Below are 23,425 nucleotides of genomic sequence, written 5' to 3'. Positions count from 1 at the left end.
TTGTGGCCTCCCCCGAGGCCGGTTGTGTTACGCGCGGGCCTGTTGGCTTGGGTCCGCGTCGAACAAATCTTTCATTGATTGCCACTCTTGCCGGCTCGGGTAATGCGCGTGCCAGCGGGCTTCCCCGGTGGTCAGCTCAGCGCCCGTTTGGGTCTTCGCTTCCAGTTCTTTCCACAGGCGGTAGCGGGCAACGCTATCGCCGGGCAGCTGGAAGTCGATGGCGGTTGGTGCGAGATCGATGGCGAACTGGCGGGCAGCGGCCATCTGCTCGCCGCTGAGCTGGGCGGATGGCGCCGAGGTCGGTGCGATCATTTCCACTCGCTTGCCGGTGAGCGTTTCGAGTTTGTCCAGGGCGCGTTTCATCTGGCCTTGCTCGCGCTTCTCATAGGCTTGCTCGATCAGCGGCTTGGGCATGTAGTCGCTGGCGTTGCCGTCAAGCAGTGCCTCGCCGAGCAGCTCGCCTTCCAGCGTTCTTACCCAGACACGCGAGGCGTCGCGCACGTCGTAGGCCACCCGGATCTCTTCGCCGTGCAGATCGCGCAGCGCGTCCAGGAAGTAGCGCTGGTTGGCCCAGGTGACTTCGCCACGGCGTGTCGGGCGGATGACTTGCGGCCGCATCAGGTCGTGAACCAGCTCGGCTGGAGCCAGCATCGGTTCCCAGCCTTCGGCCCGCGCCGCTTCCCAGGCCTCGTTGGGGCTCATGGGGCGCAGCTTGCCGGTCTCTGGATCGCGGATCTTTTCCAGGCCCCGGTGGGGCCGGTCGTTGTAGGCCTCGATCTCGAACTCGACGCCGGACATGAACTCGCTGAACGTGGGCAGCAAACGGGTGGTGCCGGTCTCGCGGAGCTGCTTGCGGCTGACGCGGTGCACCTTGGTACCGGCGTGCTTGTCCATGTCGGCGCCGATGTAGCTGGTGAGCTTCTTGGCTGCGTTGACCCATATGGTCTGGTGGACGCGCTCGATCAGCCCTCGCGCCTGGCTGTTGTATGGCAGGGCATGGGTCATGGTGCCGCCGAGGCGATCGACCACTTCACGCACCGCGCTGTTGGCGAAGCCGGATCCGTTGTCGACGTAAAAGATGGCGAACATGCCGCCGCGTGTGATGGCGTCGCGCAGGGCGTCCATCACACCGATGGTCGACTCGGCTTCGCCGATCGAGATGCCGAGTATCCGGCGCGTGGCCACGTCGATGACGGTGGTGGTTTCGGGGCGGTACGGCTTGCCGGTGCGCGGATTCAATACTTCGGCATCGAACTTGTGGCCGTCTGCGGTGAAGACATCGCACGGGAACATGTTCTTGGTGGTGCGGCGGCGAAATGGCTGCAGCGCCTTGAGTTCCTGAGGCGTGCGTCGACCCGCCTCGCGTGCTTCGGGACTCAGTTTGTTGAGGAAGCGACGCACCTGGTGAATGCTCGGGCGCTCGCCCTGGCACTTCGCGGAGAACTCGGCATAGCTGGCTTCAACGCTGGGCTTGGTCGGCCGTTGAAAGCAGCGCAGGAAGTCCTTCGCCCAATCCGGCACGCCCATATCTTTGCCGCCACGTTCCGGCGCCAGGCCGGTTTCACCCTGCTTGCGGTAGTCACCCAGCCAACGCTTGAGTGTCCGCTCGGAAAGGCTGCGGTCGTTGGTCTTCCTATCATTGGCGCGGACCAGCAGCTCGGTCAGGTACGGGCTGAGTTGGTCGTTTTTGGCTAGGTCAACTAGCGCCAGGATCGCCCGCTGTTGGCTGATGGTCTGGCTCATACGCTCGATCTCACGCACGAAGGCGAGGCGAGCTGTCATGACTGAGCGTTGCTTTTCGTTTAAGCGTGATGCGTTTTTCGCGTCACGCTGTGTCGATTCTTGCTGTTCGGATGCGGCAGGAGGTGCCTCGCTGGCGACCGAGGCGGCGATCAGTGCGGCCTGGGTTTCGGATGGCAGCACGGCGAAGGCGTATTCAATTGCTTTGCTGCCGAGGCGGCGTTGGCCTTCCCAGCCGTTGCGTTCAGCAAGCTTGCGAATACCGCGCTCGGTTCCGGGCATTCCTGGCTTCCCAGCCAGCTCTTGCGCTGTGTACCAATTACGCATGATCAGGGTTCCTTTCTGCTCTTGCTAACGTGTTCAAGCTCACGCATTGCGTTATGCTTTTGCGCATACAAAGCGGCGGTTTCGGATCTGCTCGGGCGCTCCCGTACTGGGGTCGATTCATCGATCCAGCGATCCGGCCAGATGTCGATTGGGCGCATACCGAGAGCCTTAGCTATCGCTCGCTCCATCCTTGGGTAGGGCTGCCGCTTTACGTTGTTCATGGCATTGCGAACCACACCAAGGCCGCGTGCGAGTTCGGCTAATGAGCTGTTATTGGATCGCAGCTGCCATTTGATCCACTCCCAACGCTTCAGCGGGTCGTGGGGAACTTTTGACTTTTTCATGCCTGATTCCAAGTTTCGGGCCTTACCGTTTTCGGGTTTCTAACCTGTTCTTGGGAATAGTATCGTCCCGAAAATAGGAACAAGCAAGCCGTATTCGGTAGTTCCGATTCTCTTTTTTGCGTGCGCCCCTCTCTTTTGCGGGATTTAGTAGGAAAAACAATGGCATACAAAGAATCGGAACAAGATTCGCCAGCGGAACAGGCGGTTCCGTTTGTTATCGAAGGAATGGGAACCCGAATTTCGGCCGTGGCGGATTTGTATTCGTCCCGAAAACGGGCTGCTCAGGCGGCTGGTGTGGCTTTGTCGTCGCTGCAGCGGTGGATTGCTGAAGAAGGGACGCCGGCGATTGATTCCGTTGCACGGCTCGCCTATAGCAAAGGCGTGTCGTTGGACTGGATCGCTACGGGTACCGGTGGCATGTACCGAGGTGCGAAGGCTGACGAGCCAGAGGAATCAGATGATCCTTACGCGTATATCCCGCTGTACGACGCCCGGTGCAGCGCAGGGCATGGGTCCTGGAACGAGCGCTGCAAGGTTCTGACCCGACTGGCGTTCACTCGATACTCGCTGCGCAAGAAAGGCCTGAACCCAGCGACCCTGTCAGCGCTGCGCAACGATGGGGACTCGATGTCCGGCATGATTGAGGACGGCGACACCGTCATGATCGACGAGAGCCGGAACACCCTGGAGGGCGAGGGCGTATATGTGGTGCTGCTGGATGAGCATTTGTACGCTAAACGCTTGCAGCGCCAGTTCGACGGGGCGATCCACGTCATCAGCCACAACAAGGACTACCGGGACATGATTGTGCCGAAGGCCAGGCTGGATGAGCTGCAGATCGTGGGTCGAGCGGTATGGGCTGGTGGCTGGCTGATATAGCTCACTACCTGGTGAGTTACCGAATGCCAAAGAGCCCGCTAAATCGCGGGCTCTCGCTTTAAATCGTCCTGATCTCGCTTAGCGCTGCTTTGGCACTGGCCCGTCTGTCGGGCCGCCCGGTGAACCCGCGCCGCGCCTGGGCTCCAGTGTCACCCGGCTTTATCCGGATTCTTCCGGCAGGCCTCCCCCCCCAGTGCCATACCTAACACCTCCTCACAAGTTGGTAAGGGACGGGCCTGTTTGACCCACACGTTCGGGGGTTGCTGCTAAGGAGCGCTTTTAAGCGGTCTCAACGCTGTACGCGGTCCGTCGCAGGCGGCTTCGGATTGTCGAGCCGGCTCCGTTAGCGAGCAGTAACGGTGCTTAGTTATTTGATCGAAACCTCGTTGATGGCATTTTGACATGTCAAGCCTTGCTCACATTGATTAGAATCCGTGCGTTCAAAAATGACGACGTCGGGATTGACGGACTTTGGGCACGAGAAGCGGAAGCTTCATGCACTGCGAAAGCACATCGACGAGCGGCTGGCTCTCGAGCAGTGCGGTGCGCGACTGAGCAACCACCACGCAATAGGCAGCGTTGAGGGATCAGCGAAAATCGATCTGCCTAAGGACCGGAACCATGACCGATGCACGCCCTGAGCGCCGCGTGAATTACGTATTGCGTCGACACATCGACTGTTTGCTCGATTCGGGCGGTACGCTGACAGGGCGCTCCCCCATCACATTAACGCTCCAAGGCTGCACACTCGCCGTGCGAAATGGAGTGCTGTCCAACGACAGTGGGCTTCGAGACTTGGTTGCGGCCATCGCTAGCCATGTTTGGCCCGCTCCCCATCTACGCCACATAGCCATCGAGATCTGTCTAGGGCACCTGGGACAGCCCATCGAACCACGCAAGGACAGTTAAGAACCCCGGCTGGCATGTCTTGGTGGTTAGCGAAAATCGGCGGCAAATTTTTTTTTTGTGATTCAGTTCTCGTCTGGACTAGAATCATCCGTCTAACGGACGGTGGCCTATTGCTATGGAACAGCAACAAGACAAACGCACGCTCCATTTCCTTCGAAAGCACATTGATGAGCTGTTTGCCGGCGGAGCGACCATGGTCGCGCGAGATCCGGTGACCCTGCTGTACGAAGGCCAGACACTGAGGGTCAAGCAAGGAATGCTCGTTGGCTACTCCGGTCTGCTCGATCTCATCGAAGTGGTTTCCGATGCCGAATGGCGGGACGCTCAGCAGCAACTCTACGCTCAAGAACTGGACGAGGCGGTCCGATCGCTTGAGGGGCAGTCTGGCCCGAATGGTATGGGGCAGCCGGTGAGCGATAGCTAAACCAATCGCCTTCCATCCCTGCGAATAAATATCCAGGCGAAGAAACGCAGCGGACAGGAGCTGATCAGAGAGATATGGGTGCGCACTGCATCCCTATATTTTGAAGGGGCTTTCCATGCTCGATCAGACTTCGTGCCAAGGTTTCATCCCGCCTTATATCCTCAAGCACATCATTGATAACGGCTCGGAGCGTCAGCGTGAGCGGGCCTTGGGGACGCTCGCTCACGTGCGCCACCTGTTGCCCAATCCGGGGCCGCCCAACCGCCAGCCAACACCGAGCGTGCTGCCCGAGCGCGGTCGGCCGGGGGAACCGCGGCGCAGCATTCACGATGCCCAGCAGCAGATGGTGCTGCCGGGTGCGCTGGCACGGATCGAAGGCCAGCCGCCGGTCGCCGACGCGGCGGTTGACGAGGCCTACGATGCGCTCGGAAAAACTCATGAATTCTTCTGGCAAGTGTTCGCTCGGGACTCGATAGACAATCACGGCTTTCCGCTAATCGGGACGGTGCACTACGGCGTGGAGTACGAGAACGCCTTCTGGAACGGCGCTCAGATGGTCTTCGGCGATGGTGACGGCGAGATTTTCAATCGCTTTACCCTGTCGCTGGATGTCGTGGCTCATGAGCTGGCCCATGGCATTACCGAAAGTGAGGCGGGGCTGGTCTACTTCAACCAGTCCGGCGCCTTGAACGAATCGATGTCCGACGTGTTCGGCGTGCTGGTCCGGCAGTTCAGTCTCAAGCAGACGGCGGACCAGGCCGATTGGCTGATCGGCGCCGAGTTGCTGACCGACAAGGTGCAGGGCGACGCCCTGCGCTCGATGGCCAACCCGGGCAGCGCCTACGACGATCCGTTGCTGGGCAAAGACCCGCAGCCCGGGCACATGCGCGACTTCATCGACACTCGCGACGACAACGGAGGTGTGCACCTGAACTCCGGCATTCCCAACCGCGCGTTCTACCTGGCTGCTACGGCAATCGGCGGCTACGCCTGGGAAAAGGCGGGGCGCATCTGGTACGACACCCTATGTGACCGCCGCTTGGCTAACGATGCGGATTTCGCCGCCTTCGCCCAGCTCACACTGGATAATGCGGCGAAGCGCTTTGGCGCGGGCGAAGTGCAGTCAGTCCAGCAGGCCTGGGTCGAGGTTGGCGTATTAGCGAACGAGGAGGCTCCATGAGACAGCTACCGCCATTGGGCAAGGACGCCACCGTCCGTCTGTCGCGGCAGGGCGGCCTTGCCGCGATGCAGGCGCTCAGTCGGCCACGCGAGATCGATTTCGCCAGTTGCGACGAACAGCAGCGAGGGCAGATATGTTCCGTGCTGGAAGGTTGTCTGCCTCTAGCGACGAGCGCCAGCGGGCAGGGCGACCGCCGCTATTACCAGATCGAGCTGCGTTATCGGAAGAACGAGCGCGACGACGAAATGGTTCTTCAGATCCCCGAGGAGCAGGCGCCCGGTGAGCTGGTGCTGCTCTGGGACAAGGGCGAGGTGCTCTGAGCGCGATTTGGCCGCAGCCGCCGCCGCGGCGCTAGAATCGTTGCCCTTGACTTCGAGGAGCCTGCTTCATGTCTAAGTTGCCATCCATTGCATTCGCCGGCATCGGCCTGATGGGCCTGCGCATGTGCCGTCGGTTGCTTGCCGCCGGCTTTCCATTGACGGTCTGGAACCGCTCGCCCGAGAAATGTGCGCCTCTCATCGAGGCCGGCGCGCGGCAGGTGGACACACCCGCCGAGCTCTGTGCTGCAGCCGATGTGGTGCTGTTGTGCCTGGCCGATACCGCGGTGGTGCGTGAGGTGGTGTTCGGCGCTGACGGCGTCGTCGAGGGCGCGCGGGCGGGGCAGGTGCTGGTCGATCATTCCAGTCTGGAGCCGGCCGCCACGCGTGCCATGGCGGTCGAACTGGAATCGCGCAGCGGCATGCGCTGGGTTGACGCGCCGGTGTCGGGTGGTACGGCCGGCGCTGAGGTGGGGAGCCTGGCAATCATGGCCGGTGGGCGCGACGAGGATGTCGAGCGGGTGCGACCGGTATTGGCGCACCTGGGCCAGCGACTGACGCACATGGGCGATGTCGGTGCCGGCCAGGTGACCAAGGCCTGTAACCAGATGATCGTGGCGTGCAATGCGCTGGTCATCGCCGAAGTGGTGGCGCTGGCCGAGCGCTCCGGCGTCGATGCCAGCCTGATCGCGCCGGCACTGGCCGGTGGCTTCGCGGATTCCAAACCGCTGCAGATTCTTGCGCCGCAAATGGCCCGCAGCGAATTCGAACCGGTCAAATGGCATGTGCGAACCCTGCTCAAGGATCTCGACACCGCCGTGCAGCTATCCCGTGAAGATGGCAGCGCCACGCCGATGACCGGCTTGGCCGCGCAGTTGATGCGCCTGCATGGCAGTCAGGGCCATCTCAAGAGCGATCCCTCCACACTGGTGAGGATGTTCCGGGAGCAAAGCCGATGAAGATTGCTGCCAACCTGTCCATGCTGTTCAGCGAACTGCCGCTCGCCGAGCGCATCATGGCTGCTCGCGTGGCCGGATTCGAGGGTGTGGAGATCCAGTTTCCTTACGAATTGCCGGCGATCCATCTTAAAGAATTGCTCGAGCGCGCCGGCCTGACGCTGGCGCTGATCAACCTGCCAGCCGGTGACTTCATGGAAGGTGGCCCTGGTCTGGCCGCGGTACCCGGCCGCCAGGAAGCCTTTGATGCGGCCTTGCAGGAAGCGCTGACCTACGCGGCCATGGCGCGGCCGGCGTGCGTCAATGTGCTGCCGGGTCGGTTGGCTGACGGCGTCTCCCGCGATCAGGCGCTGACAACCCTGGTGGAGAACCTGCACAAGAGCGCTGAGGCGTTTGCCCTGCTCGGCATCCAAGTCGTCTGCGAGGCGATCAATCCGCTGGATATGCCAGGCTTTCTGATCAACACGCCGGAGCATCTGCAGGAGTTGCTGGCGCGCGTCGCTCATCCCAACTGCCTGGCGCAGCTGGATATCTACCACATGGCTCGACAAGAGCTGGACATTGCCGCCGGCATCCAGCTGCTGGGCTCGTGCATCGGGCATGTGCAATTCGCCGATTGCCCTGGACGCGGTGCGCCCGGCACCGGCTCGGTGGGGTTCGGACCTCTGATCGATGCGTTGCGGGCGGTGGGCTATGACGGCTGGCTGGCGGCCGAGTATCGACCCGAAGACACGGACACGACCGCCAGCCTGGGTTGGCTGGAAGGGTGGCAACAGCGCTGAATCGCCGCATCGGCCGGCATAAGCGCAGATGATGGTGACAGACAGGCGCGCGAATGAACTCTAGAGTTGGCTCCCGAGGATCGGTCGGGATACGGCCGGGGCATAACAATAAAACGAGAGCGACGTCATGCAGCCATCCACCCAAGCCGCGAACGCCTGGCGCGTCCTGTTCCTGCTGTTTCTGGCCAACCTGTTCAATTTCTTCGATCGCACCATTCCGGCCATCATCGCCGAGCCGATCCGCCTGGAATGGAACCTCAACGACTTCCAGTTAGGCCTGATCGGTACGGTGTTTACGATCATCTACGCGATCGCCGGTGTTCCGCTGGGGCGAATGGCCGATCTCGGCTCGCGACGCAAGATTATGGGGTGGGGCCTGACTGCGTGGAGCGGGCTGACGGCCATCAACGGGCTGGCCTGGAATTTCTGGAGCTTTCTGCTGGTGCGCATGGGCATCGGCATCGGCGAGGCCAGCTATGCGCCGGCCGCCAACTCGCTGATCGGCGACCTGTTTCCGGCAAACAAGCGCGCACGGGCGATGGGCATCTTCATGCTTGGCTTGCCGCTTGGGCTGTTGTTGGCCTTCTTCACCATCGGTTCGATGGTCGAGTACTTCGGCAGCTGGCGTGCGCCATTCTTCATCGCCGCAGTGCCTGGGCTCGTGCTGGCGCTGTTCATTTTATTCGTCAAGGAACCCCAGCGCGGGGCCGCCGAGACGGTGAAGGTCTCCCAAGAGCCGGTACAGCAGCCGGTACGCAAGGTGCTGGCGATTCGCACCTTCTGGTGGCTGGTGCTGGCTGGGCTGGCGTTCAACTTCGCCACGTACGCCTGCAACGCGTTCATGGTGCCGTTGCTGATGCGCTATCACGCCGTGCCGCTGGTCGAAGCATCGATCGCCACCGGCGTGATCGTCGGGCTGACCGGTCTGATCGGGCTGACCCTCGGCGGCTGGCTTGCCGACCAGATCCACCAACGTTTCGCCCGTGGTCGGCTGATCTTCGCCGCCATCAGCATGGCGATCGCCACCCTCGCGACCGGCTATGCGCTGCTCGCCGGGCGGATTGACGTGGGCGTGTTCGTTGCGGTGTTCAGCATCGGCTGGCTGTTCTCCTACAATTTCTATACCTGCGTCTACACCGCCATCCAGGACGTGGTCGAGCCGCGTCTGCGCGCCACCGCGATGGCACTGTTCTTTGCCGGCCTGTACCTGCTCGGCGGTGGCATGGGCACGGTGGTGGTAGGGCTGTTGTCGGATCATTTTGCCGAAGCAGCAATGCTCGCCGCTGGCGCCAGCGAGATGAGCGAGCTGTTCCGCGCGGAGGGCCTGCACGGCGCCATGTACCTGATTCCGGCCTCGCTGCTGCTGACCATGGTGTTCCTGTTCCAGGCCTCGCGCACCTTCTGTCACGACTCCAAGCGCATGACAGACGGCATGACTGACTCCGCCGCGGCTGCAGAGGCGGCGCTGGCCTGACCACACCAGCCAGGTGCCGCAGCGGCACCGTTGCACCTGGCTCGGCTTGAATCGCATCAAAACGACGATTGACCGACATTTGGCTGCTGGCTCGCATAAACTGCGCGGCCGTTTTTGGCAGTCCGGACCGCTCATGCACAACCCGTCACCCGCCCGCGCCTGCGGCATCGATTTCGGTACCTCTAATTCCACCGTCGGCTGGTGGCGACCCGCCAGCGAGCCGCTGATCACGCTTGAGGACGATCAGCACACCCTGCCATCGGTGGTGTTCTTCAACGCCGAAGAGCGGCGTCCTGTCTATGGGCGTCTGGCTCTGTCCGAATACCTTGAAGGTTACGAAGGGCGGCTGATGCGCTCGCTCAAGAGCCTGCTGGGCTCCAAGCTGTTGAAGAGCGAAACGACGGTGCTGGGCAGCGCGATGCCATTCAAGGAAATCCTCGGGCTGTTCCTCGGGACGCTCAAGCAACGCGCCGAGATTCAGGCTGAGCGTTCGTTCGACGAGGTGGTGCTGGGTCGCCCGGTGTTCTTCGTCGACGACGATCCGCAGGCGGACAGGGAAGCGGCGGATACGCTGGCCGCGGCGGCGCGGAAGATCGGTTTCAAAGACGTGTCGTTCCAATACGAACCCATCGCCGCGGCGTTCGACTACGAGTCGCGCATCGAGCAGGAAGAGCGGGTGCTGATCGTCGATATTGGTGGCGGTACTTCGGACTTCTCGCTGGTGCGGTTGTCACCGCAACGCCGTCACATCGATGATCGCCAGGAAGACATCCTCGCCACTTCGGGCGTGCACATTGGCGGTACCGATTTCGACAAGCAGCTCAGCCTGCAGGGTGTGATGCCGCTGTTCGGCTATGGCAGCCGGATGAAAAGCGATGCGCCGATGCCCACCAGCACGCACCTCAACCTCGCCACCTGGCACACCATCAACGCGGTGTATGCGCCGGCCTCGCTGCGCGCGCTGCAGAGCATGCGCTACGACATCGTCGACCCCACCGGGATCGATCGCCTGTTCAGCCTCATTGAACAACGCGCCGGGCATTGGCTGGCGATGCAGGTGGAGCACGGCAAGATCGAACTGACCGAGCAGGCCCGCCATATCATCGACTTCGCGCGGATCGAAGCGGGCCTGCAGGCGAGTCTGACCCGCGACGGCTTTGAAACGGCCATCAATCCGCTTCTCGAACGAATCCGTGGCAATGTCAGTCAATTGCTGGCCAGTGCCGGATTGAAGCACGAGGACATCGATACGGTGTTCTTCACGGGTGGCTCCAGTGCGATTCCGGCGCTGCGCCAGAGCGTCGCCAGGCTGCTGCCAAGGGCACGTCATGTCGAAGGCAACCGTTTCGGTAGTATCGGCAGTGGCTTGGCCATCGAGGCGAAGAAACGCTACGGTTGATTGCCTGAGTGCCTGCCCTGCATAGCGCTCGGGCCTGTTCGGGAGTCGTCATGGGCTACAAACTGCGTCCAAAGGACCCTGCCGCCGAGGTGCGCAAGGTCGCTCGGCAGCGCATCGACAAGGCCATTGAAGCACTGAGTGTTCCGCCCGAGGAACGCGCCGAAGGCGTACATCAGGCGCGCAAGCGCTTCAAGGAGCTGCGTGCGCTGCTGCGCCTGGTGCGCAAGCCGCTGGGCGACGAGTTCAAGCACGAGAATCGACGGTTACGCGATCTCGGCCGGGCGCTGGCCGAATCGCGCGATGCCACCGCCATGCTGGAAAGCTGGGATGTGCTGATGCAGTGCTTTGCCGAGCGGTTCGACGAGCCTGATTTCAAGGAGACACGCCAGCGTTTGCAGGCCAGGGCTCTCCAGGCTGAGGGCCACGCCGCCGACCTAGACGACCGCATCGCGCAGGCTATCTCGGAATTACACGCCGCCAAGACCTGCATCGATAGTTGGCCGCTGGACGCCACGGGCTTCGAGCTGCTGGCCGCTGGGGTAGAGCGCACCTATGCCGATGGCTGCTCCGAGTTGGCGAAGGTCAAGCTGGAACCGAGCGACGAGCAGCTCCATCAATGGCGCAAGCGGGTCAAGGATCACCGGTATCAGACGCGGCTGCTGACACCCAGCTGGCCCACGTTGATGGGGCTGCGCGCTGACGCGCTCAAGCGCTTGGCCGATCAGCTTGGCGATGACCATGATCTGGCGATGATGCAGGAGTTGATGCGGACGCAGCCGCAACTTTTCGGTGATCAGCCCTTGCTCGAAAGACTCGGTCCGGCGATCGCCGAGCGCCGCAGCGAACTGCAGCGCACAGCGCTGAGACTGGGTGATGAGCTCTATCGCGAGGCACCCAAGGATCTGGCGGCGCGCTGGCAACGTTACTGGGACGCCGCCGAGGACTGACCGGCGGCGTTGCAGGCCGATCAGGCGGCTCGGCTGTTGATCTCGTGGATATTCAGCATCTTTTCCAGCTCGGTGCGGATGAAAGCGTCTTCACAGCCCGGTAGGTATTCACGCAGTTTTCGAATCACCCACTGCTGGCCCTTATCGACGAATGGCAGGCGCTCCTCCAGCGATTCGATGGCCATGGCCTTGCCATAGAATGCACCGGTCTCGCGATTGGGCTCGATGCCCAGATGAGTGAGGCAATTGAGCACTAGCCTGCAGCTATCGACTTCGCCTTGGCGGATCTGCTCGAGCAGCTTCCGCTGCGCCGGATCTTCGCATTGTTGCAGGCTCTCACCAGCAACCTTGGCGCCGGCGCGCTCGGCACTCAGCAAGTCCTGGAGCAGTTTCGCTTCGCCTTCGGCAGTGTTCAGGTGGTTCCGGTCACTCATGCTCGATCTCCTAGCCGTGGGAAACGGCGCACGGCTGCAGGCAGCGTGCGCCGGGAACGGACGCGTCGGGTTCAGAGTTTCTTTGCGGACACGATCTTCACCGGCGTCAGCGGAACGTTCTGCATCATGCTGCGGTTGCCCGTCGGCACCTGGGCGATCTGGTCGACCACGTCCATGCCGCGCACAACCTTGGCAAACACCGCGTAGCCGAAGTCGCGGCTGCCGTGGTCGAGAAAGTCATTGTCGCGGTGGTTGATGAAGAACTGGCTGGTGGCGGAATTGACGTTCTGTGTACGGGCCATCGCGAGGGTCCCACGAACATTGTGCAGGCCGTTGTCCGCTTCATTCTTGATCGGTTCGCCAGTCTCTTTCTGGTCCATTCCTTCGGTGAAACCGCCGCCCTGGATCATGAAGCCGGGAATTACCCGGTGGAACACAGTGCCATCGTAGAAGCCGCTTTCCACGTAGCTAAGAAAGTTTTTCACGCTGATAGGCGCCTTCTCGGCCTCCAGCTCGATTTCGATTTCACCCATGCTGGTGTTCAGCAGCACGTGCGGGTTGTCTGCCGCCAGCAGGTTTCCGGCGAGCAACAGTGAACAGGCGGCGAGTACGAGTCGTTTCATGGTGTGGTCCTGGTGAGGGTGGAAGCCTGGGGCGGGCTGTCATTGGCAGGCTGCGATTGCGCATCGTACGTCTTGATCAAGTCGATGAGAATCTGCGTTGCCGGGCCGAGCGGTTTGTTCGGGTTGGTGTAGAGGTAAAACAATGGGCGGCGAATGCTTCCTTGGATCAATGGCAACGGCTTGAGTACACCTTCGGCCAGCTCGCGTCCGATCATGTGCCGCGGCAGCCAGGCGAAGCCTAGCCCACTGCTGACGAAGCCTACTGAAGTAGCCAAGCTGCCAACGGTCCAGCGCTGTTCGGCGCCCAGCCAGCCGCTGTCACGTGGCTGCCGCTGGCCGGAGTCGCGCACCACGATCTGCATCTGGCTCTGCAAGTCCTGCACGCTGAGCTTGCGTCGCAACTGGTGCAGGGTGTGGTCGGCGTGGGCCACCGCGATGAACTCGACGGTGCCCAGCTCGGCGCCGAGGTAACCGGTGATGTCCAGGCCGCTGATGGCCAGATCGGCGGTGCCGTCCTTGAGCACATCCTCGACGCCGGACAGGACCTCTTCGCGCAGCCGCACTCGACACCCACGACTCTGCGGCATGAACGCAGTCAAGGCGCGGATCAGCTTGGCGTTAGGGTAGGCGGCATCCACCACCAGGCGAACCTCGGCTTCCCAACCCTGCTCCATGTGATGGGCTAACTCCTCGAGCTGCCCGGCCTGGAGGACCAGCTGCCGCGACCGCCGTAACAGCACCTCGCCGGCATCGGTGAGCACCGCCTTGCGTCCATCGATCCGCAGCAGCGGCACGCCCAGCTGCTCCTGCATGCGAGCCACGGTGTAGCTGACCGACGATTGCGAGCGATGCAGCATTTCGGCGGCTTGGGCGAAGCCACCATGGTCGATAACCGCTTGCAGGGTTCGCCATTGATCGAGGGTTACGCGTGGCATCTTCATTCCATTGCTTTCCTGTTGCGTCTGTCTGATACGCTGGCACGCCTTCACGAGGAGCCCGCACAACAATGAAAAGAATCTGCATCGCCGTGCTTGCGGTCGCCATCATCCCACTGAGCGCCCTGGCCGTCAGCTATCCGGTGGAGGTTGAGCAGGAGCTCAATGGCGCCGAAGTGCTCGCCACGACTGAAACCATAGACCGGGACATGGCGGGCCTGGTGCTGCAAAACTTCGGTGATCGTCCAGTCGAGTGCACGGCCGTGTTTCGTAACGGGCCAGAATCCCCGCGTACCCGTCGCACCACGCTGGATGCTGGCGAGCGCAAGCCGCTGACCGCCAAGTTCAAGCGCGATGTGATTCGTTTGCGAATCAAGCTGACCTGCGAGCCGCAGTAACTTGCCCATGGAATCCTCTTGACCGGGCCATCGGGGCGCACCGCCAGACGCGGCTGATCGGCAGCGCGGCCCGGCGCCAGCCGCATCTGCCGCTCCTCAGGTCAAGGCCTGAGACAGGTCGCGCTGCACAAAGCCGCCTCTCCGGCGGCTGGACGCGTTAATCTATGCGACGTTTTTTCGATCTTGAGGTATCCCCCTTGTTTGACCAATTCGCCCTGCACGAACGCCTGCTCAAGGCAGTCGCCGAACTCAAATTCGTTGAGCCGACGCCGGTGCAGGTGGCGGCTATCCCTCCGGCGATCGAGGGGCGTGACCTGCGCGTGACGGCTCAGACCGGCAGTGGCAAGACCGCGGCGTTCGTGCTGCCTATGCTCAATCGGCTGATTGGCGATGCGGTGGTACGCACAGACGTGCGCGCGCTGATCCTGTTGCCGACCCGGGAGCTGGCCCAGCAGACCCTCAAGGAGGTCGAGCGCTTCTCTCAGTTCACCTTCATCAAGTCGGCCATGATCACTGGCGGTGAAGACTTCAAGGTCCAGGCCGCGATCCTGCGCAAGGTGCCGGACATCCTCATCGGCACACCTGGGCGGATGATCGAACACCTCAATGCCGGCACGCTGATCCTGAAAGATGTCGAATTGCTGATTCTCGATGAAGCCGATCGGATGCTCGACATGGGCTTTGCCGAGGATGTGCAGCGGCTGGTCGGCGAATGCGCCAAGCGACAGCAGACCCTGCTGTTCTCGGCCACCAGTGGCGGTGCGGCCCTGCGCGAGATGGCCGCCAGCGTCCTGCGCGATCCGCTGCATCTGCAGCTCAACCGCGTCAGCGAGCTTAACGAAGGCACTCGTCAGCAGATCATCACCGCCGAGAGCACCGAGCACAAAGAGAAGCTCGTGCACTGGCTGCTGGCCAACGAAACCTATAAGAAGGCTGTGATCTTCACCAACACCCGGGTGCAGGCGGATCGGCTCTATGGCCGGCTGGTCGCGGAGGGTGTGAAGGCCTTCGTGCTGCATGGCGACAAGGATCAGAAGGACCGCAAGCTGGCCATTGACCGGGTCAAGGAAGGCGGCGTCAAGGTACTGGTTGCTACTGACGTGGCGGCACGCGGGCTGGATATCGAGGGCCTGGATCTGGTGATCAACTTCGACATGCCGCGTTCGGGCGATGAGTACGTGCATCGTATCGGTCGCACGGGGCGCGCGGGTGCCGAAGGGCTGGCGATCTCGCTGATCTGCCACAACGACTGGAACCTGATGTCGAGCGTCGAGCGCTACCTCAAGCAGCGATTCGAGCGCCGGGTCATCAAAGGTTTGAAAGGCAGCTACGGTGGGCCCAAGAACCTGAAGGCTTCAGGCAAAGCGGCGGGCACCAAAAAGAAAAAGGACGACAAGAAAAAGGACGACAAGAAAAAGGGCGTCGACAAAAAGGCCAAACCGGCCGGCAAGCCGACCGCCAAGCGGCCGAAGAACGCCAAGCGCGACGAACCGGCCTCGCAGATCGTCAGCCAAGACGGCTTGGCGCCGCTACGACGCAAGAAGCCCGCTGCGGAATAAACCCATCGAAGGGGTGGCGTCGCTACCCCGTTCTTCGCCTGTTTATCAGCGCTTCTCGGCCGGTGCGATATCGGCCTGCTTTTCCGCCTGCTCAACGTGCTCGATGCGCTTTTCGTAGGCTTCGCATTCGCTGCCCAGCTGCTCGGCAGTCTGCTTGACCTCCATATCCCGCAACTCCTGATTGATCTCCGCGGCCCGCTTCGGATCGTTTTCAGTCAGCGCGTTAACGCGATCGGCAAGTTCCTTGGCCTTGGCCGTTATCTCGTCAGTGGTGCATTCGGCAGCAAACACCGGCTGGCTTGCCAGCAGGGCAAGGGTCAAGGGGATCATCAGGCGTTTCATGGCGCGCTCCTTTGTAGGTCGATCTGTTTGGTGGATCATCCCGGACGCGCTTTAGTTCAGCCGTTCCCGTTGCGCTGGGGATCGAACCATGCCGCCGCCGGCAGGGTCCGTATTAGCAAGAGCCGCCACGCTGACGCGGTGCAACAGGAGAGGGTCATGACCTATAACTGGGATCTAATGCTGCGCCTGCTGCGAGAAGCGCAGAAATCCGGCAACGAGAGCTTCGTGCCGCGTCAGTACGCTGACGAGCATGCCATTGCCATGGAGGAAGCCGGGCAGCCGCTGCCTAACCTCGATTCACTCAAGGCCGAGGCGCAGAATTATGAAAGCCTGCTGTTTGAAGGCGGTTTCGTGGTGACTCGCCCACAAGAGCAGGGCGGCAATGGCGAGAACTTCGTCCTGAGCGAGCGTGGCACGCGGTTGCTGCATATGCTTGAAGGGGGGGGCGGCGGTACCGCGTATCGCCAGCGCCTGGACGAGAAAGGAGGTGCGGCGCTGACGCCAGAAGTCTTCGACGGGCTGGCGTCAGGCTGAACGATACGCCCCGCAAATGCGGGGCGCTGTTTCGATTTAAAGCAGAGGGCCGATGGTCCCGCAGGATTTGTTCGCTGCGTGCTTCTGCAGAATCGGCAGCTGCGGGCGCGGGCTGCCGCTTTTCACGTCAAGCGACAGCGCATACTCGCCCCACCAGGGACCCGCCGCCCAGTAAGTGCTGGGGATGCAGTTCTGGTTGAGATACTTCAGCAGGTTATCGGTTGCCACGATGGCCGAGGGTGAAAAATCCGGCGCACCGTGTTCGCCGATGAAGCCGCGAAGCCGGTTCTTTCTCAGCCACTCGACGAAGGGCTTGGCCCGGTTCACGCCGGTCATCGGATCATAGATGGCCGAGCGATTCGCATAGGTGCCGGAGTAGTCCTTGTCCAGGTACAGATGAGCTTCATATACCAGGTTGTTCTTCGGGTCGCGCATCCACGGATCAATGGCCAGTTGGGTGTTGTAGGACGGCCAGTGGAAGGCGCTCGACCAACGGTCACCGGAGACATAGATCCAGCGATTCTGGTCGATGCCGCGAATTGCCCGGGCAGCCGCCAGTGCCGCGGCGGGCCACTTGCCATTGGTGGAGTGGGGCTCGTTCATCAGCCCGTAGCCGTACACTGCCGGATGGTTGGCAACCTTCTGCACGATACGGCGCCAGCCATCAGCGAACGCGCTGATCGGAACGTCAGTCGAGGCGATCAATTTGCCGTAGTAACGGTAGTAGTTATGCATGTCGAGAATGACCTGCATGTTGTATTTCTGTGCATGGTTCAGGGTGGTCAACAGCCGACCGAGTTCGGCGGCGTTGAGCTCGCCATTGAGTTTCGGCTGGATGCGCTCCCAGCGAAACGGCAGGCGGATCAGCTTCAGGTTGAGGTCAGCGTAACGCTTGAAGTTGGCCTCGCTCGGGTAGATGTAATGGATTTGATGCTGGCCGGGTAGCCCAGCGTATTCGCCGAATTCCGCGCCAGCCAGATTGACCCCGACCAGATGGATCGGATTGGCCGGTGCTGCGTCGGTGCCTGTCGCCGGAGCGGTACTTGTACCGGTGCTCGGCTGGGTGAAGTCGGTGCTGCTCACCGAAACGGTTCGCGGATACCCAACGAGCATTCCATCGATGGTGCCGCCATCAAGCATTACAGTCATGTTGTCGCCGGAGTGGTAGACAACCTTCACGGTCAGGACCTGCCCGTTGGCGAACCGCACCTTCGCGCCCTTGTGATAGGCCGTTTTGTTGGCCGCGCTGGCTTTCACCGAAATGCCGGTGGAGCGATAGACGCCGTTGACGAAATCGGTGCCGTTGAACGAGTTCAGAGCCGTGACCAGCGGTGCGGAGGTTGCCGGTGTGCTGGTCGATGGTGCATCCGCCACTGGCGCGCTAGGTGCGGTCGGAGCGGTCGGTGTGCTTGGCGCGGTAGAGGTCGTTGCGGCGAACAGTTTGTTCGGATAGCCAAGTGCGCCGCTGAGGGCGCTGCCAGAGAGCATGACGCTCATGTTGCGGCCGGAAATGTACACAGCCGTGATGGAGCGAGTCTGGCTGTTTGCGAGCTTCACCGAGGCGCCGGGCTTGAATACCGAGCGGTTGGTGGTCGTCAGCGGGATCGAGAAGCCTGCCGACTTGCGCCATACGCCGTTCAGCCAGTCACTGTTGGTGTAATTGTTAATAGCGCTGCTGTGCGCGGTTGTCGTGCTCGGCGTCGGCGTCGGCGTGGATGTTGCCGGTGGCGTGCTGGAAACCGTCGCCGAGCCCAGCACAGCAACAGTATGCGGATAGCCGGTGGCCACGGCGTCGAGCGTCGTGCCGGAAAGCATCACGCTCATGTGCGCGCCCGAGAAATAGATGACCTTCACAGTACGTATCTGGCCGTTGGCCAGTTTCACCTGCGCCTCTTTCTGGAAGGCGGCCTTGTTGGCGGTTGTCGCCGGAATCGAAAAGCCGGCGGACTTACGCCAGGTGCCCTTGTTCCAATCCGGGCTGGTGAAGTTGTTGACCTGTGCCGTCGCGATGGTCTGCACGGCGCTTGCTGCTGAGGCGGTGGTTGCACTTGCATGCTGCACAGTCGAGAAGCCGATCACTGCGGCCAGCAAAACGGCGCTTAGTGCTCCCCGTGGTACGCCCGATACTGCATTTAGGGACATTGTTATCTCCGGAACTTAATACGACAAAAGGCTGCGAGTGCCCTTTAAAAAATTGCGGAAGCATTCATGGATGATGCAACGAACGAAGCACTGACCAACGACGCCACCAACTGCGCAAACGGAGCAGGTGCGCGGCTGTGTCGCCGTACTCGCTTTTGCGTGGATAGGCTTTATATAGATCGGTCGTGGAATAGTGAAATTCTTTTGGCGCCGTAAAAACGACATCTACATTGATTTTAATTATGTAGTTCTATATCGCTACTATCTGATATTAATATGATATTATTTGCTGTTGTGCTCTAAGTAACTGATTTTTAGATAGTTCGAGAAAGAGCTAAGTATGCGGTAGGTTGTATTTGACTACATGCCGTTTCGCTTGTTGTCCCGGCTGCTCGCCAAGTTCGGCTTGAGGTGTTTGTTGCGGAATGTTTCATGGCGCTCGGGCAGCGTCCTTCTGGGGGAAATCGAACGGCCGAGCAAGCTGACGGGGCTGAAAAATAGCCAGCCATAGTCCGGCTGCGACTACGGAGTCGGGTCAATTTGCCAATGCGTTGGCGATGGTCGTTTCGAAGGCCTAGCGGTCCTGCTTCAGGCTATCGACGGTCAGCTCCAGCGCCTTGCGCATGTCCAGCCGGGCCGAGCGGCCGATGTCCTGGTTGCTCATCTGATAGCTGCGCTCGGATGGCAAGATCGGTGCGGTCAGATCGTCGGCCTCCACCGGTTCGAAATCCTTGTCGCGGCCGATGGTCAGTGCGCTGCGGCGCAGCAGCTCACGCAGCTGTTCGGGGGCGAGCTGCGGGTTGACCGAGAGCATCGCTGCAACAATGCCGGTGACCATCGGTGTGGCATAGGAGGTGCCGCAATGCACCTCGCCGCGTTTGCCCGTTTCAAGCGTTGCGGCACGGGTGCAGGCCGAAGCGGTGATATCGACGCGCATGTCGACGTTCGATGATGGCCGTTTGGTGACGTATTCCGGATGTTCCACCGGGACGTCGCGTTCCTCGTTGCGCTGGTGACCCCCGACGACCAGCAGTTGCTCGGTGATGAACGAGGACGGGAGGCGGTAATCATCCTGCCCGGAGCGGGCCGAGCCATTGCCAGCAGAATTTACTACGAGCACATCGGGGTGTTCGCGGCGTAACCAGAGGAAGAACTCTTCCAGCAATTCTTCGTAGCCGCTCATGGCGACACCGGAGCGAATCAGCGAGTCCACCTCTTCGCCCTTGACGTCCCGTGCGCCGACGCGATGGATGCCCCAACTCCAGTTCAGTACCCGTACACCATCCTCGACCAGGTTCACCGAGGCGGCGACGTTGGCGGTAATGCCGGCATCGGAGTTGCGCTCGACGATCACTTCGAAGCCGGCGCTTGCTGGTTCCAGCGCGCTCAGGAAGCCGCTGTCGCTGGGCTCCATGCTGCGGGCGGCGAGGATACCGGTGACCGTGCTGCCATGTTCGCTCGGCACGTCGGCATCTCTGGCATAGACGCAGGTGCGCGGCGCCCTGGTATCACATTCACCAATGTAAGGAGCGAACTCCGGGGCATCGAAGTCGAGGTTACGTTCGATGATGCCGATGCGCACCGGATGCGTTTCGACCGGGGCTTGCTCGGACGGCAGGCGATGACGGTAGTAATCCACAGCGTCGAGAAAGCGATTGGCAACCCATTCGCTGGTGCGCGGCTTCCTGGCCTGGTCCTGCTCGATCGGCTCCTCGGGGCCGGATTCCTCGACCACCACCGCGTCCACGCTCACCTCGTTGCCCAGACGCAACACCAGGGCATCTCGCTCGGTCAGATCCTTCACCGGCAGGCGCAGTTGATAGGTGTTGAGGGGGGCGATGGCGCCGACCACTTCGGCCCCATATTTTCGGGCCAGGCGGCGCGATTCATTCAGGCCGTCGTTATTTTCTTCGATGATCAGGCTGATCAGGTTCAGGTAAGTGTTCAGCCCATCCATGTTCTTCATCACTTCGTCAGGGCCGGCCGCCAGCACGTGGCTTCCGCCCAGCGTCAGCCACACCGGGTTGCTCTGACGTTCGCCCTGCTCCAGCCAGAGTGGGCCGCTCTGGTGCTCGCGCTTACGCAGTGTCAGGCGCAACTTGCCGTTGTCGAGTCGGGACGCATCGAGCGGCTTTCCCCGCAGCAGCAGCTTGGCATCGCCCTCACCGAGCCCGTCGCTGCGCAGGCAGAAGGTCAACTGGTCGGCTGAAAAGAGATCACCGCAACGCTGCACATCCTTAAGCCGTAACGGCACCGTCTCGGCCGTTACCGGGCTCAGGGTCAGCATCGCCAGCAGAAAACCGATCGATACGGAACGTCGCTCCGCCGTCATTGCCGACGTTGTAGGTAATGCACGCTGAACAGCGTCTGGGGATCGGTCCACTGACCGCTACAGTCGAAGCCGGCGCTGCTGGCGAGGTTGGCGAACGACTCCAGGGTGTACTTGTAGGAATTCTCTGTATGCAGGCTTTCGCCGGCATCGAAATGGAACCGCTGGCCTTCGATAGTCACATCCTGCGCCTCACGGCTGATCAAGTGCATTTCGATGCGTGAGTCGTTGTCGTTGAAGAATGCCTGATGAGCGAAACGTGACGGGTCGATGTCGCTGTCCAGCTCCTGACGGATGCGCTGCAGCAGATTGAGGTTGAAGGCGGCGGTCACCTGGGCGCGGTCGTTATAAGCCGCTTCGAGCACGTCCCGGTCCTTGACCAGGTCGACGCCGACCAGCATGCCGCCACCCACTGGGAGAATCTCGTGCAGGTGCCCGAGCAGTTTGCGCGCTTGCAGAGGGGTGAAGTTGCCGATGCTGGAGCCGGGGAAAAATACCAGCGGGTGATGAATGGTGAAGTCGGTCGGCAGCTTCAGTTCGTCGGAGAAATCGGCGCAGGCGGCGTGAACTTCCAGCCAGGGGTAGTCCGCCGCCAGACGCTGAGTGCTGGTGAGCAAGAAGTCTTCGGAGATATCGATGCCCAGGTAGCTGACCGGACGCAGCCCTTCGAGCAGCAGGCGTACCTTGCGGCTGGCGCCACTGCCCAGCTCGATCAGATCGGTCTGCGGCCCGGCGATCCCGCGGATGTCATTTGCCGCTTCGGCGAGAATCAGCTCTTCGGTGCGGGTGAGGTAGTACTCGGGCTGCAGGCAGATTTGCTCGAACAGTTCCGAGCCGCGGCGATCATAGAAAAACTTCGGTGAGATGCGTTTCGGCGAGGCGGCAAAACCCGCCAGCGCTTCGTCACGCAGAGAGGCTTCGCGGGGCTGCTGGGTCTGATCATGGAAGTGAACCGCTAATGCCATTTCATAGCTCCCTGGCCAGGCGCAGCCCGGCGAATTGCCAGCGCATGGCCGGCTGAAAAAAATTGCGATAGGTGGCGCGGATATGGGCTTCCGGCGTGGCGCAGCAACCGCCGCGCAGGACCATCTGGCCGGACATGAATTTGCCGTTGTATTCGCCCAGACTGCCTTCCAGCGGTCGGAAGCCGGGATAAGGACGGTAAGCATCGGCAGTCCACTCCCAGACATCGCCGAACAGTTGCGCCGGTCCCTCGTGGGGTGTGTTCGCCGCGACCGGTTGCAGATGGTCGCTCTCAAGAAAGTTGCCGCGTTGTGGCTGATCCATCGCCGCGACCTCCCACTCGGCCTCCCTGGGCAACCGGGCTCCGGCCCAGCGCGCATAAGCATCCGCCTCGAAGAAGCTGACGTGGCAGACCGGGGCCTCCAGGTCTAGCGGGCGCAAACCGCCGAGGGTCATTTCATGCCAGCTGTCCTCCTGACGCTGCCAGTACAGCGGCGAATGCCACCCGCATTGCTGGATCTGCGCCCAGCCGTCGGACAGCCAGAGCTCGCTGCGTGCATAACCGCCGTCTGCGATGAACGACAGGTATTCACGATTGCTGACCAGGCGATCGGCCAGCTGGAAATCCTCGATAAACTGCCGATGCCGCGGCATTTCACAATCAAAGGCAAAACCGCTGCCGGCATGTCCGATATGGCGCACGCCGCCGGCATAGTCATGCCAGCGAGTACGATCGTTATGCAGTGCGGGCGCCGGTTTTAACTCGTCGCGGTAGACCGGATGCAACGGGTTCTGCGCGAGGATGTGCTTGATGTCCATCAACAGCAGCTCCTGATGCTGCTGTTCGTGCTGCAGGCCCAGCTCGACCCTGCGCATGATTTCGACGGCATATTGCTGCGGTGGGTTGACCAGCAGCTCGCCCATGGCACGGTCGACGTGCTGGCGAAAGCGATACACGTCCTCGACGCCTGGCCGCGAAATCAGTCCGCGTTGGGCCCGCGGGAAGGGCGTGCTGTGGGTTTCATAGTAGGAATTGAACAGGTGGTCATAAGCCGCATTGAGCGGTTTGTAGCCAGATAGGTAAGGCTTGAGCAGGAACGCCTCGAAGAACCAGCTGACATGTGCGAGGTGCCATTTCGGCGGGCTGACGTCGGGCATGCTCTGGATGAGATAGTCCTCGACTTGTAGCGGTGCGCAGATCACTTCGCTGATTGCGCGGACCTGCCGGAAACGCTGCAGCAGATAGTCCAGTTCGGCGAGTGCTGGTTGCTGTTTTAGCTGTTCTGCCAGGTTGCCCATGGGCGTCCCCCTTGTTCGATGCCTGGATATTCAATGCCAGGAACGGCCGAAAACCGCCTCTATAGCGACCCGAAGCGAGGCGCAAAAGTTTCTGCCGATGTAGATGCGAGAGCCGTTGCATGGGCTCGCTTGCGCCTTTTGATGAAAGCAGCACAACCGCGATTGCGAAAGGCGCCGTGTCGGTTACTC

Annotated in this window: 22 protein-coding genes; 12 read left to right on the top strand and 10 right to left on the bottom strand. The window is 61.5% G+C overall.

Going from position 1 to position 23,425, the window contains the following annotated elements:
* Positions 1 to 27: 27 nt before the first annotated feature.
* Positions 28 to 2,067, bottom strand: coding sequence for a DNA-binding protein (locus tag H3028_RS10720; protein ID WP_181296993.1), 2,040 nt, complete (start codon positions 2,065 to 2,067; stop codon positions 28 to 30).
* 2 nt (positions 2,068 to 2,069) lie between these two features.
* The gene (locus H3028_RS10715) at positions 2,070 to 2,411 is read right to left on the bottom strand and encodes a helix-turn-helix domain-containing protein (RefSeq protein ID WP_181296992.1); all 342 of its coding nucleotides are present in this window, start codon (positions 2,409 to 2,411) and stop codon (positions 2,070 to 2,072) included.
* Between the two features lie 225 nt (positions 2,412 to 2,636).
* On the opposite strand from H3028_RS10715, the gene H3028_RS10710 reads away from it, so the two are divergent.
* The 9 genes from H3028_RS10710 to H3028_RS10670 all read left to right on the top strand — a co-directional run bounded on the left by H3028_RS10710 (position 2,637) and on the right by H3028_RS10670 (position 11,678).
* The gene (locus H3028_RS10710; RefSeq protein ID WP_375154405.1) at positions 2,637 to 3,290 is read left to right on the top strand and encodes a S24 family peptidase; all 654 of its coding nucleotides are present in this window, start codon (positions 2,637 to 2,639) and stop codon (positions 3,288 to 3,290) included.
* A 1,024-nt stretch (positions 3,291 to 4,314) separates the two neighbouring features.
* Positions 4,315 to 4,623, top strand: coding sequence for a hypothetical protein (locus H3028_RS10705; protein ID WP_181296990.1), 309 nt, complete (start codon positions 4,315 to 4,317; stop codon positions 4,621 to 4,623).
* A gap of 115 nt (positions 4,624 to 4,738) precedes the next feature.
* The gene (locus H3028_RS10700; RefSeq protein ID WP_181296989.1) at positions 4,739 to 5,803 is read left to right on the top strand and encodes a M4 family metallopeptidase; all 1,065 of its coding nucleotides are present in this window, start codon (positions 4,739 to 4,741) and stop codon (positions 5,801 to 5,803) included.
* Complete coding sequence (locus H3028_RS10695; protein ID WP_181296988.1) at positions 5,800 to 6,123, top strand: protealysin inhibitor emfourin; 324 nt, start codon at positions 5,800 to 5,802, stop codon at positions 6,121 to 6,123. The genes H3028_RS10700 and H3028_RS10695 overlap by 4 nt, the downstream gene beginning before the upstream one ends.
* A 68-nt stretch (positions 6,124 to 6,191) precedes the next feature.
* Entirely contained in the window at positions 6,192 to 7,079 is an 888-nt protein-coding gene (locus H3028_RS10690) for an NAD(P)-dependent oxidoreductase (protein ID WP_181296987.1), read from the top strand.
* Positions 7,076 to 7,858 carry a hydroxypyruvate isomerase family protein gene (locus H3028_RS10685; protein ID WP_181296986.1) on the top strand — a complete coding sequence of 261 codons (783 nt, stop codon included), beginning with the start codon at positions 7,076 to 7,078 and terminating at the stop codon, positions 7,856 to 7,858. Before H3028_RS10690 ends, H3028_RS10685 begins: the two co-directional genes overlap by 4 nt.
* A 127-nt stretch (positions 7,859 to 7,985) precedes the next feature.
* Positions 7,986 to 9,332 carry an MFS transporter gene (locus H3028_RS10680; protein WP_181296985.1) on the top strand — a complete coding sequence of 449 codons (1,347 nt, stop codon included), beginning with the start codon at positions 7,986 to 7,988 and terminating at the stop codon, positions 9,330 to 9,332.
* Between the two features lie 133 nt (positions 9,333 to 9,465).
* A complete protein-coding gene (locus H3028_RS10675) occupies positions 9,466 to 10,731 on the top strand; it encodes an Hsp70 family protein (protein WP_181296984.1) in 1,266 nt (421 codons plus the stop codon).
* A gap of 50 nt (positions 10,732 to 10,781) precedes the next feature.
* Complete coding sequence (locus H3028_RS10670) at positions 10,782 to 11,678, top strand: CHAD domain-containing protein (RefSeq protein WP_181296983.1); 897 nt, start codon at positions 10,782 to 10,784, stop codon at positions 11,676 to 11,678.
* A 20-nt stretch (positions 11,679 to 11,698) separates the two neighbouring features.
* On the opposite strand, the gene H3028_RS10665 is transcribed toward H3028_RS10670, so the two are convergent.
* From H3028_RS10665 to H3028_RS10655, 3 genes are all read right to left on the bottom strand, one after another.
* Positions 11,699 to 12,112, bottom strand: coding sequence for a DUF6306 domain-containing protein (locus H3028_RS10665; protein ID WP_181296982.1), 414 nt, complete (start codon positions 12,110 to 12,112; stop codon positions 11,699 to 11,701).
* Positions 12,113 to 12,183: 71 nt separating this feature from the next.
* Positions 12,184 to 12,735, bottom strand: coding sequence for a peptidylprolyl isomerase (locus H3028_RS10660; RefSeq protein WP_181296981.1), 552 nt, complete (start codon positions 12,733 to 12,735; stop codon positions 12,184 to 12,186).
* Positions 12,732 to 13,676, bottom strand: a complete 945-nt coding sequence (locus H3028_RS10655; protein WP_181296980.1) for a LysR family transcriptional regulator — start codon at positions 13,674 to 13,676, stop codon at positions 12,732 to 12,734. Before H3028_RS10655 ends, H3028_RS10660 begins: the two co-directional genes overlap by 4 nt.
* Positions 13,677 to 13,741: 65 nt before the next feature.
* Between H3028_RS10655 and H3028_RS10650 the strand changes: the two genes are divergently transcribed.
* Positions 13,742 to 14,068 (top strand): 3-phosphoglycerate kinase, encoded by a 327-nt coding sequence (locus H3028_RS10650; RefSeq protein WP_181296979.1) that lies wholly within the window; start codon positions 13,742 to 13,744, stop codon positions 14,066 to 14,068.
* 197 nt (positions 14,069 to 14,265) lie between these two features.
* The gene (locus H3028_RS10645; RefSeq protein ID WP_181297117.1) at positions 14,266 to 15,627 is read left to right on the top strand and encodes a DEAD/DEAH box helicase; all 1,362 of its coding nucleotides are present in this window, start codon (positions 14,266 to 14,268) and stop codon (positions 15,625 to 15,627) included.
* Between the two features lie 45 nt (positions 15,628 to 15,672).
* Here the strand turns inward: H3028_RS10645 and H3028_RS10640 are convergent, their stop codons facing one another.
* The gene (locus H3028_RS10640) at positions 15,673 to 15,969 is read right to left on the bottom strand and encodes a hypothetical protein (protein WP_181296978.1); all 297 of its coding nucleotides are present in this window, start codon (positions 15,967 to 15,969) and stop codon (positions 15,673 to 15,675) included.
* Between the two features lie 156 nt (positions 15,970 to 16,125).
* Between H3028_RS10640 and H3028_RS10635 the strand changes: the two genes are divergently transcribed.
* Complete coding sequence (locus H3028_RS10635; RefSeq protein ID WP_181296977.1) at positions 16,126 to 16,503, top strand: transcriptional regulator; 378 nt, start codon at positions 16,126 to 16,128, stop codon at positions 16,501 to 16,503.
* A 36-nt stretch (positions 16,504 to 16,539) separates the two neighbouring features.
* On the opposite strand, the gene H3028_RS10630 is transcribed toward H3028_RS10635, so the two are convergent.
* From H3028_RS10630 to egtB, 4 genes are all read right to left on the bottom strand, one after another.
* Positions 16,540 to 18,645: a glycoside hydrolase family 5 protein gene (locus H3028_RS10630; protein ID WP_181296976.1), complete on the bottom strand. Its 2,106-nt coding sequence runs from the start codon at positions 18,643 to 18,645 to the stop codon at positions 16,540 to 16,542.
* 574 nt (positions 18,646 to 19,219) lie between these two features.
* Positions 19,220 to 20,977: a S8/S53 family peptidase gene (locus H3028_RS10625; RefSeq protein ID WP_181296975.1), complete on the bottom strand. Its 1,758-nt coding sequence runs from the start codon at positions 20,975 to 20,977 to the stop codon at positions 19,220 to 19,222.
* Positions 20,974 to 21,939: an L-histidine N(alpha)-methyltransferase gene (egtD, locus tag H3028_RS10620; RefSeq protein ID WP_181296974.1), complete on the bottom strand. Its 966-nt coding sequence runs from the start codon at positions 21,937 to 21,939 to the stop codon at positions 20,974 to 20,976. The genes H3028_RS10625 and egtD overlap by 4 nt, the downstream gene beginning before the upstream one ends.
* A 1-nt stretch (position 21,940) precedes the next feature.
* On the bottom strand, positions 21,941 to 23,236 hold the full coding sequence (gene egtB / locus H3028_RS10615; protein ID WP_181296973.1) for an ergothioneine biosynthesis protein EgtB: 1,296 nt from the start codon (positions 23,234 to 23,236) through the stop codon (positions 21,941 to 21,943).
* Between the last annotated feature and the right edge of the window lie 189 nt (positions 23,237 to 23,425).

The sequence above is a fragment of the Pseudomonas sp. Q2-TVG4-2 genome, from assembly GCF_013620795.1.
In the GTDB taxonomy this organism is placed as follows: Bacteria; Pseudomonadota; Gammaproteobacteria; order Pseudomonadales; family Pseudomonadaceae; genus Stutzerimonas.
This window is presented reverse-complemented; position numbering and strand designations above follow the sequence as displayed.

Excerpts from the sequence above, each read along its gene's own strand:
- H3028_RS10720 (WP_181296993.1), bottom strand. The coding sequence starts at position 2,067 with ATGCGTAATTGGTACACAGCGCAAGAGCTGGCTGGGAAGCCAGGAATG.
- H3028_RS10715 (WP_181296992.1), bottom strand. The coding sequence starts at position 2,411 with ATGAAAAAGTCAAAAGTTCCCCACGACCCGCTGAAGCGTTGGGAGTGG.
- H3028_RS10710 (WP_375154405.1), top strand. The coding sequence starts at position 2,637 with ATGGGAACCCGAATTTCGGCCGTGGCGGATTTGTATTCGTCCCGAAAA.
- H3028_RS10705 (WP_181296990.1), top strand. The coding sequence starts at position 4,315 with ATGGAACAGCAACAAGACAAACGCACGCTCCATTTCCTTCGAAAGCAC.
- H3028_RS10700 (WP_181296989.1), top strand. The coding sequence starts at position 4,739 with ATGCTCGATCAGACTTCGTGCCAAGGTTTCATCCCGCCTTATATCCTC.
- H3028_RS10695 (WP_181296988.1), top strand. The coding sequence starts at position 5,800 with ATGAGACAGCTACCGCCATTGGGCAAGGACGCCACCGTCCGTCTGTCG.
- H3028_RS10690 (WP_181296987.1), top strand. The coding sequence starts at position 6,192 with ATGTCTAAGTTGCCATCCATTGCATTCGCCGGCATCGGCCTGATGGGC.
- H3028_RS10685 (WP_181296986.1), top strand. The coding sequence starts at position 7,076 with ATGAAGATTGCTGCCAACCTGTCCATGCTGTTCAGCGAACTGCCGCTC.
- H3028_RS10680 (WP_181296985.1), top strand. The coding sequence starts at position 7,986 with ATGCAGCCATCCACCCAAGCCGCGAACGCCTGGCGCGTCCTGTTCCTG.
- H3028_RS10675 (WP_181296984.1), top strand. The coding sequence starts at position 9,466 with ATGCACAACCCGTCACCCGCCCGCGCCTGCGGCATCGATTTCGGTACC.
- H3028_RS10670 (WP_181296983.1), top strand. The coding sequence starts at position 10,782 with ATGGGCTACAAACTGCGTCCAAAGGACCCTGCCGCCGAGGTGCGCAAG.
- H3028_RS10665 (WP_181296982.1), bottom strand. The coding sequence starts at position 12,112 with ATGAGTGACCGGAACCACCTGAACACTGCCGAAGGCGAAGCGAAACTG.
- H3028_RS10660 (WP_181296981.1), bottom strand. The coding sequence starts at position 12,735 with ATGAAACGACTCGTACTCGCCGCCTGTTCACTGTTGCTCGCCGGAAAC.
- H3028_RS10655 (WP_181296980.1), bottom strand. The coding sequence starts at position 13,676 with ATGAAGATGCCACGCGTAACCCTCGATCAATGGCGAACCCTGCAAGCG.
- H3028_RS10650 (WP_181296979.1), top strand. The coding sequence starts at position 13,742 with ATGAAAAGAATCTGCATCGCCGTGCTTGCGGTCGCCATCATCCCACTG.
- H3028_RS10640 (WP_181296978.1), bottom strand. The coding sequence starts at position 15,969 with ATGAAACGCCTGATGATCCCCTTGACCCTTGCCCTGCTGGCAAGCCAG.
- H3028_RS10635 (WP_181296977.1), top strand. The coding sequence starts at position 16,126 with ATGACCTATAACTGGGATCTAATGCTGCGCCTGCTGCGAGAAGCGCAG.
- H3028_RS10630 (WP_181296976.1), bottom strand. The coding sequence starts at position 18,645 with ATGTCCCTAAATGCAGTATCGGGCGTACCACGGGGAGCACTAAGCGCC.
- H3028_RS10625 (WP_181296975.1), bottom strand. The coding sequence starts at position 20,977 with ATGACGGCGGAGCGACGTTCCGTATCGATCGGTTTTCTGCTGGCGATG.
- egtD (WP_181296974.1), bottom strand. The coding sequence starts at position 21,939 with ATGGCATTAGCGGTTCACTTCCATGATCAGACCCAGCAGCCCCGCGAA.
- egtB (WP_181296973.1), bottom strand. The coding sequence starts at position 23,236 with ATGGGCAACCTGGCAGAACAGCTAAAACAGCAACCAGCACTCGCCGAA.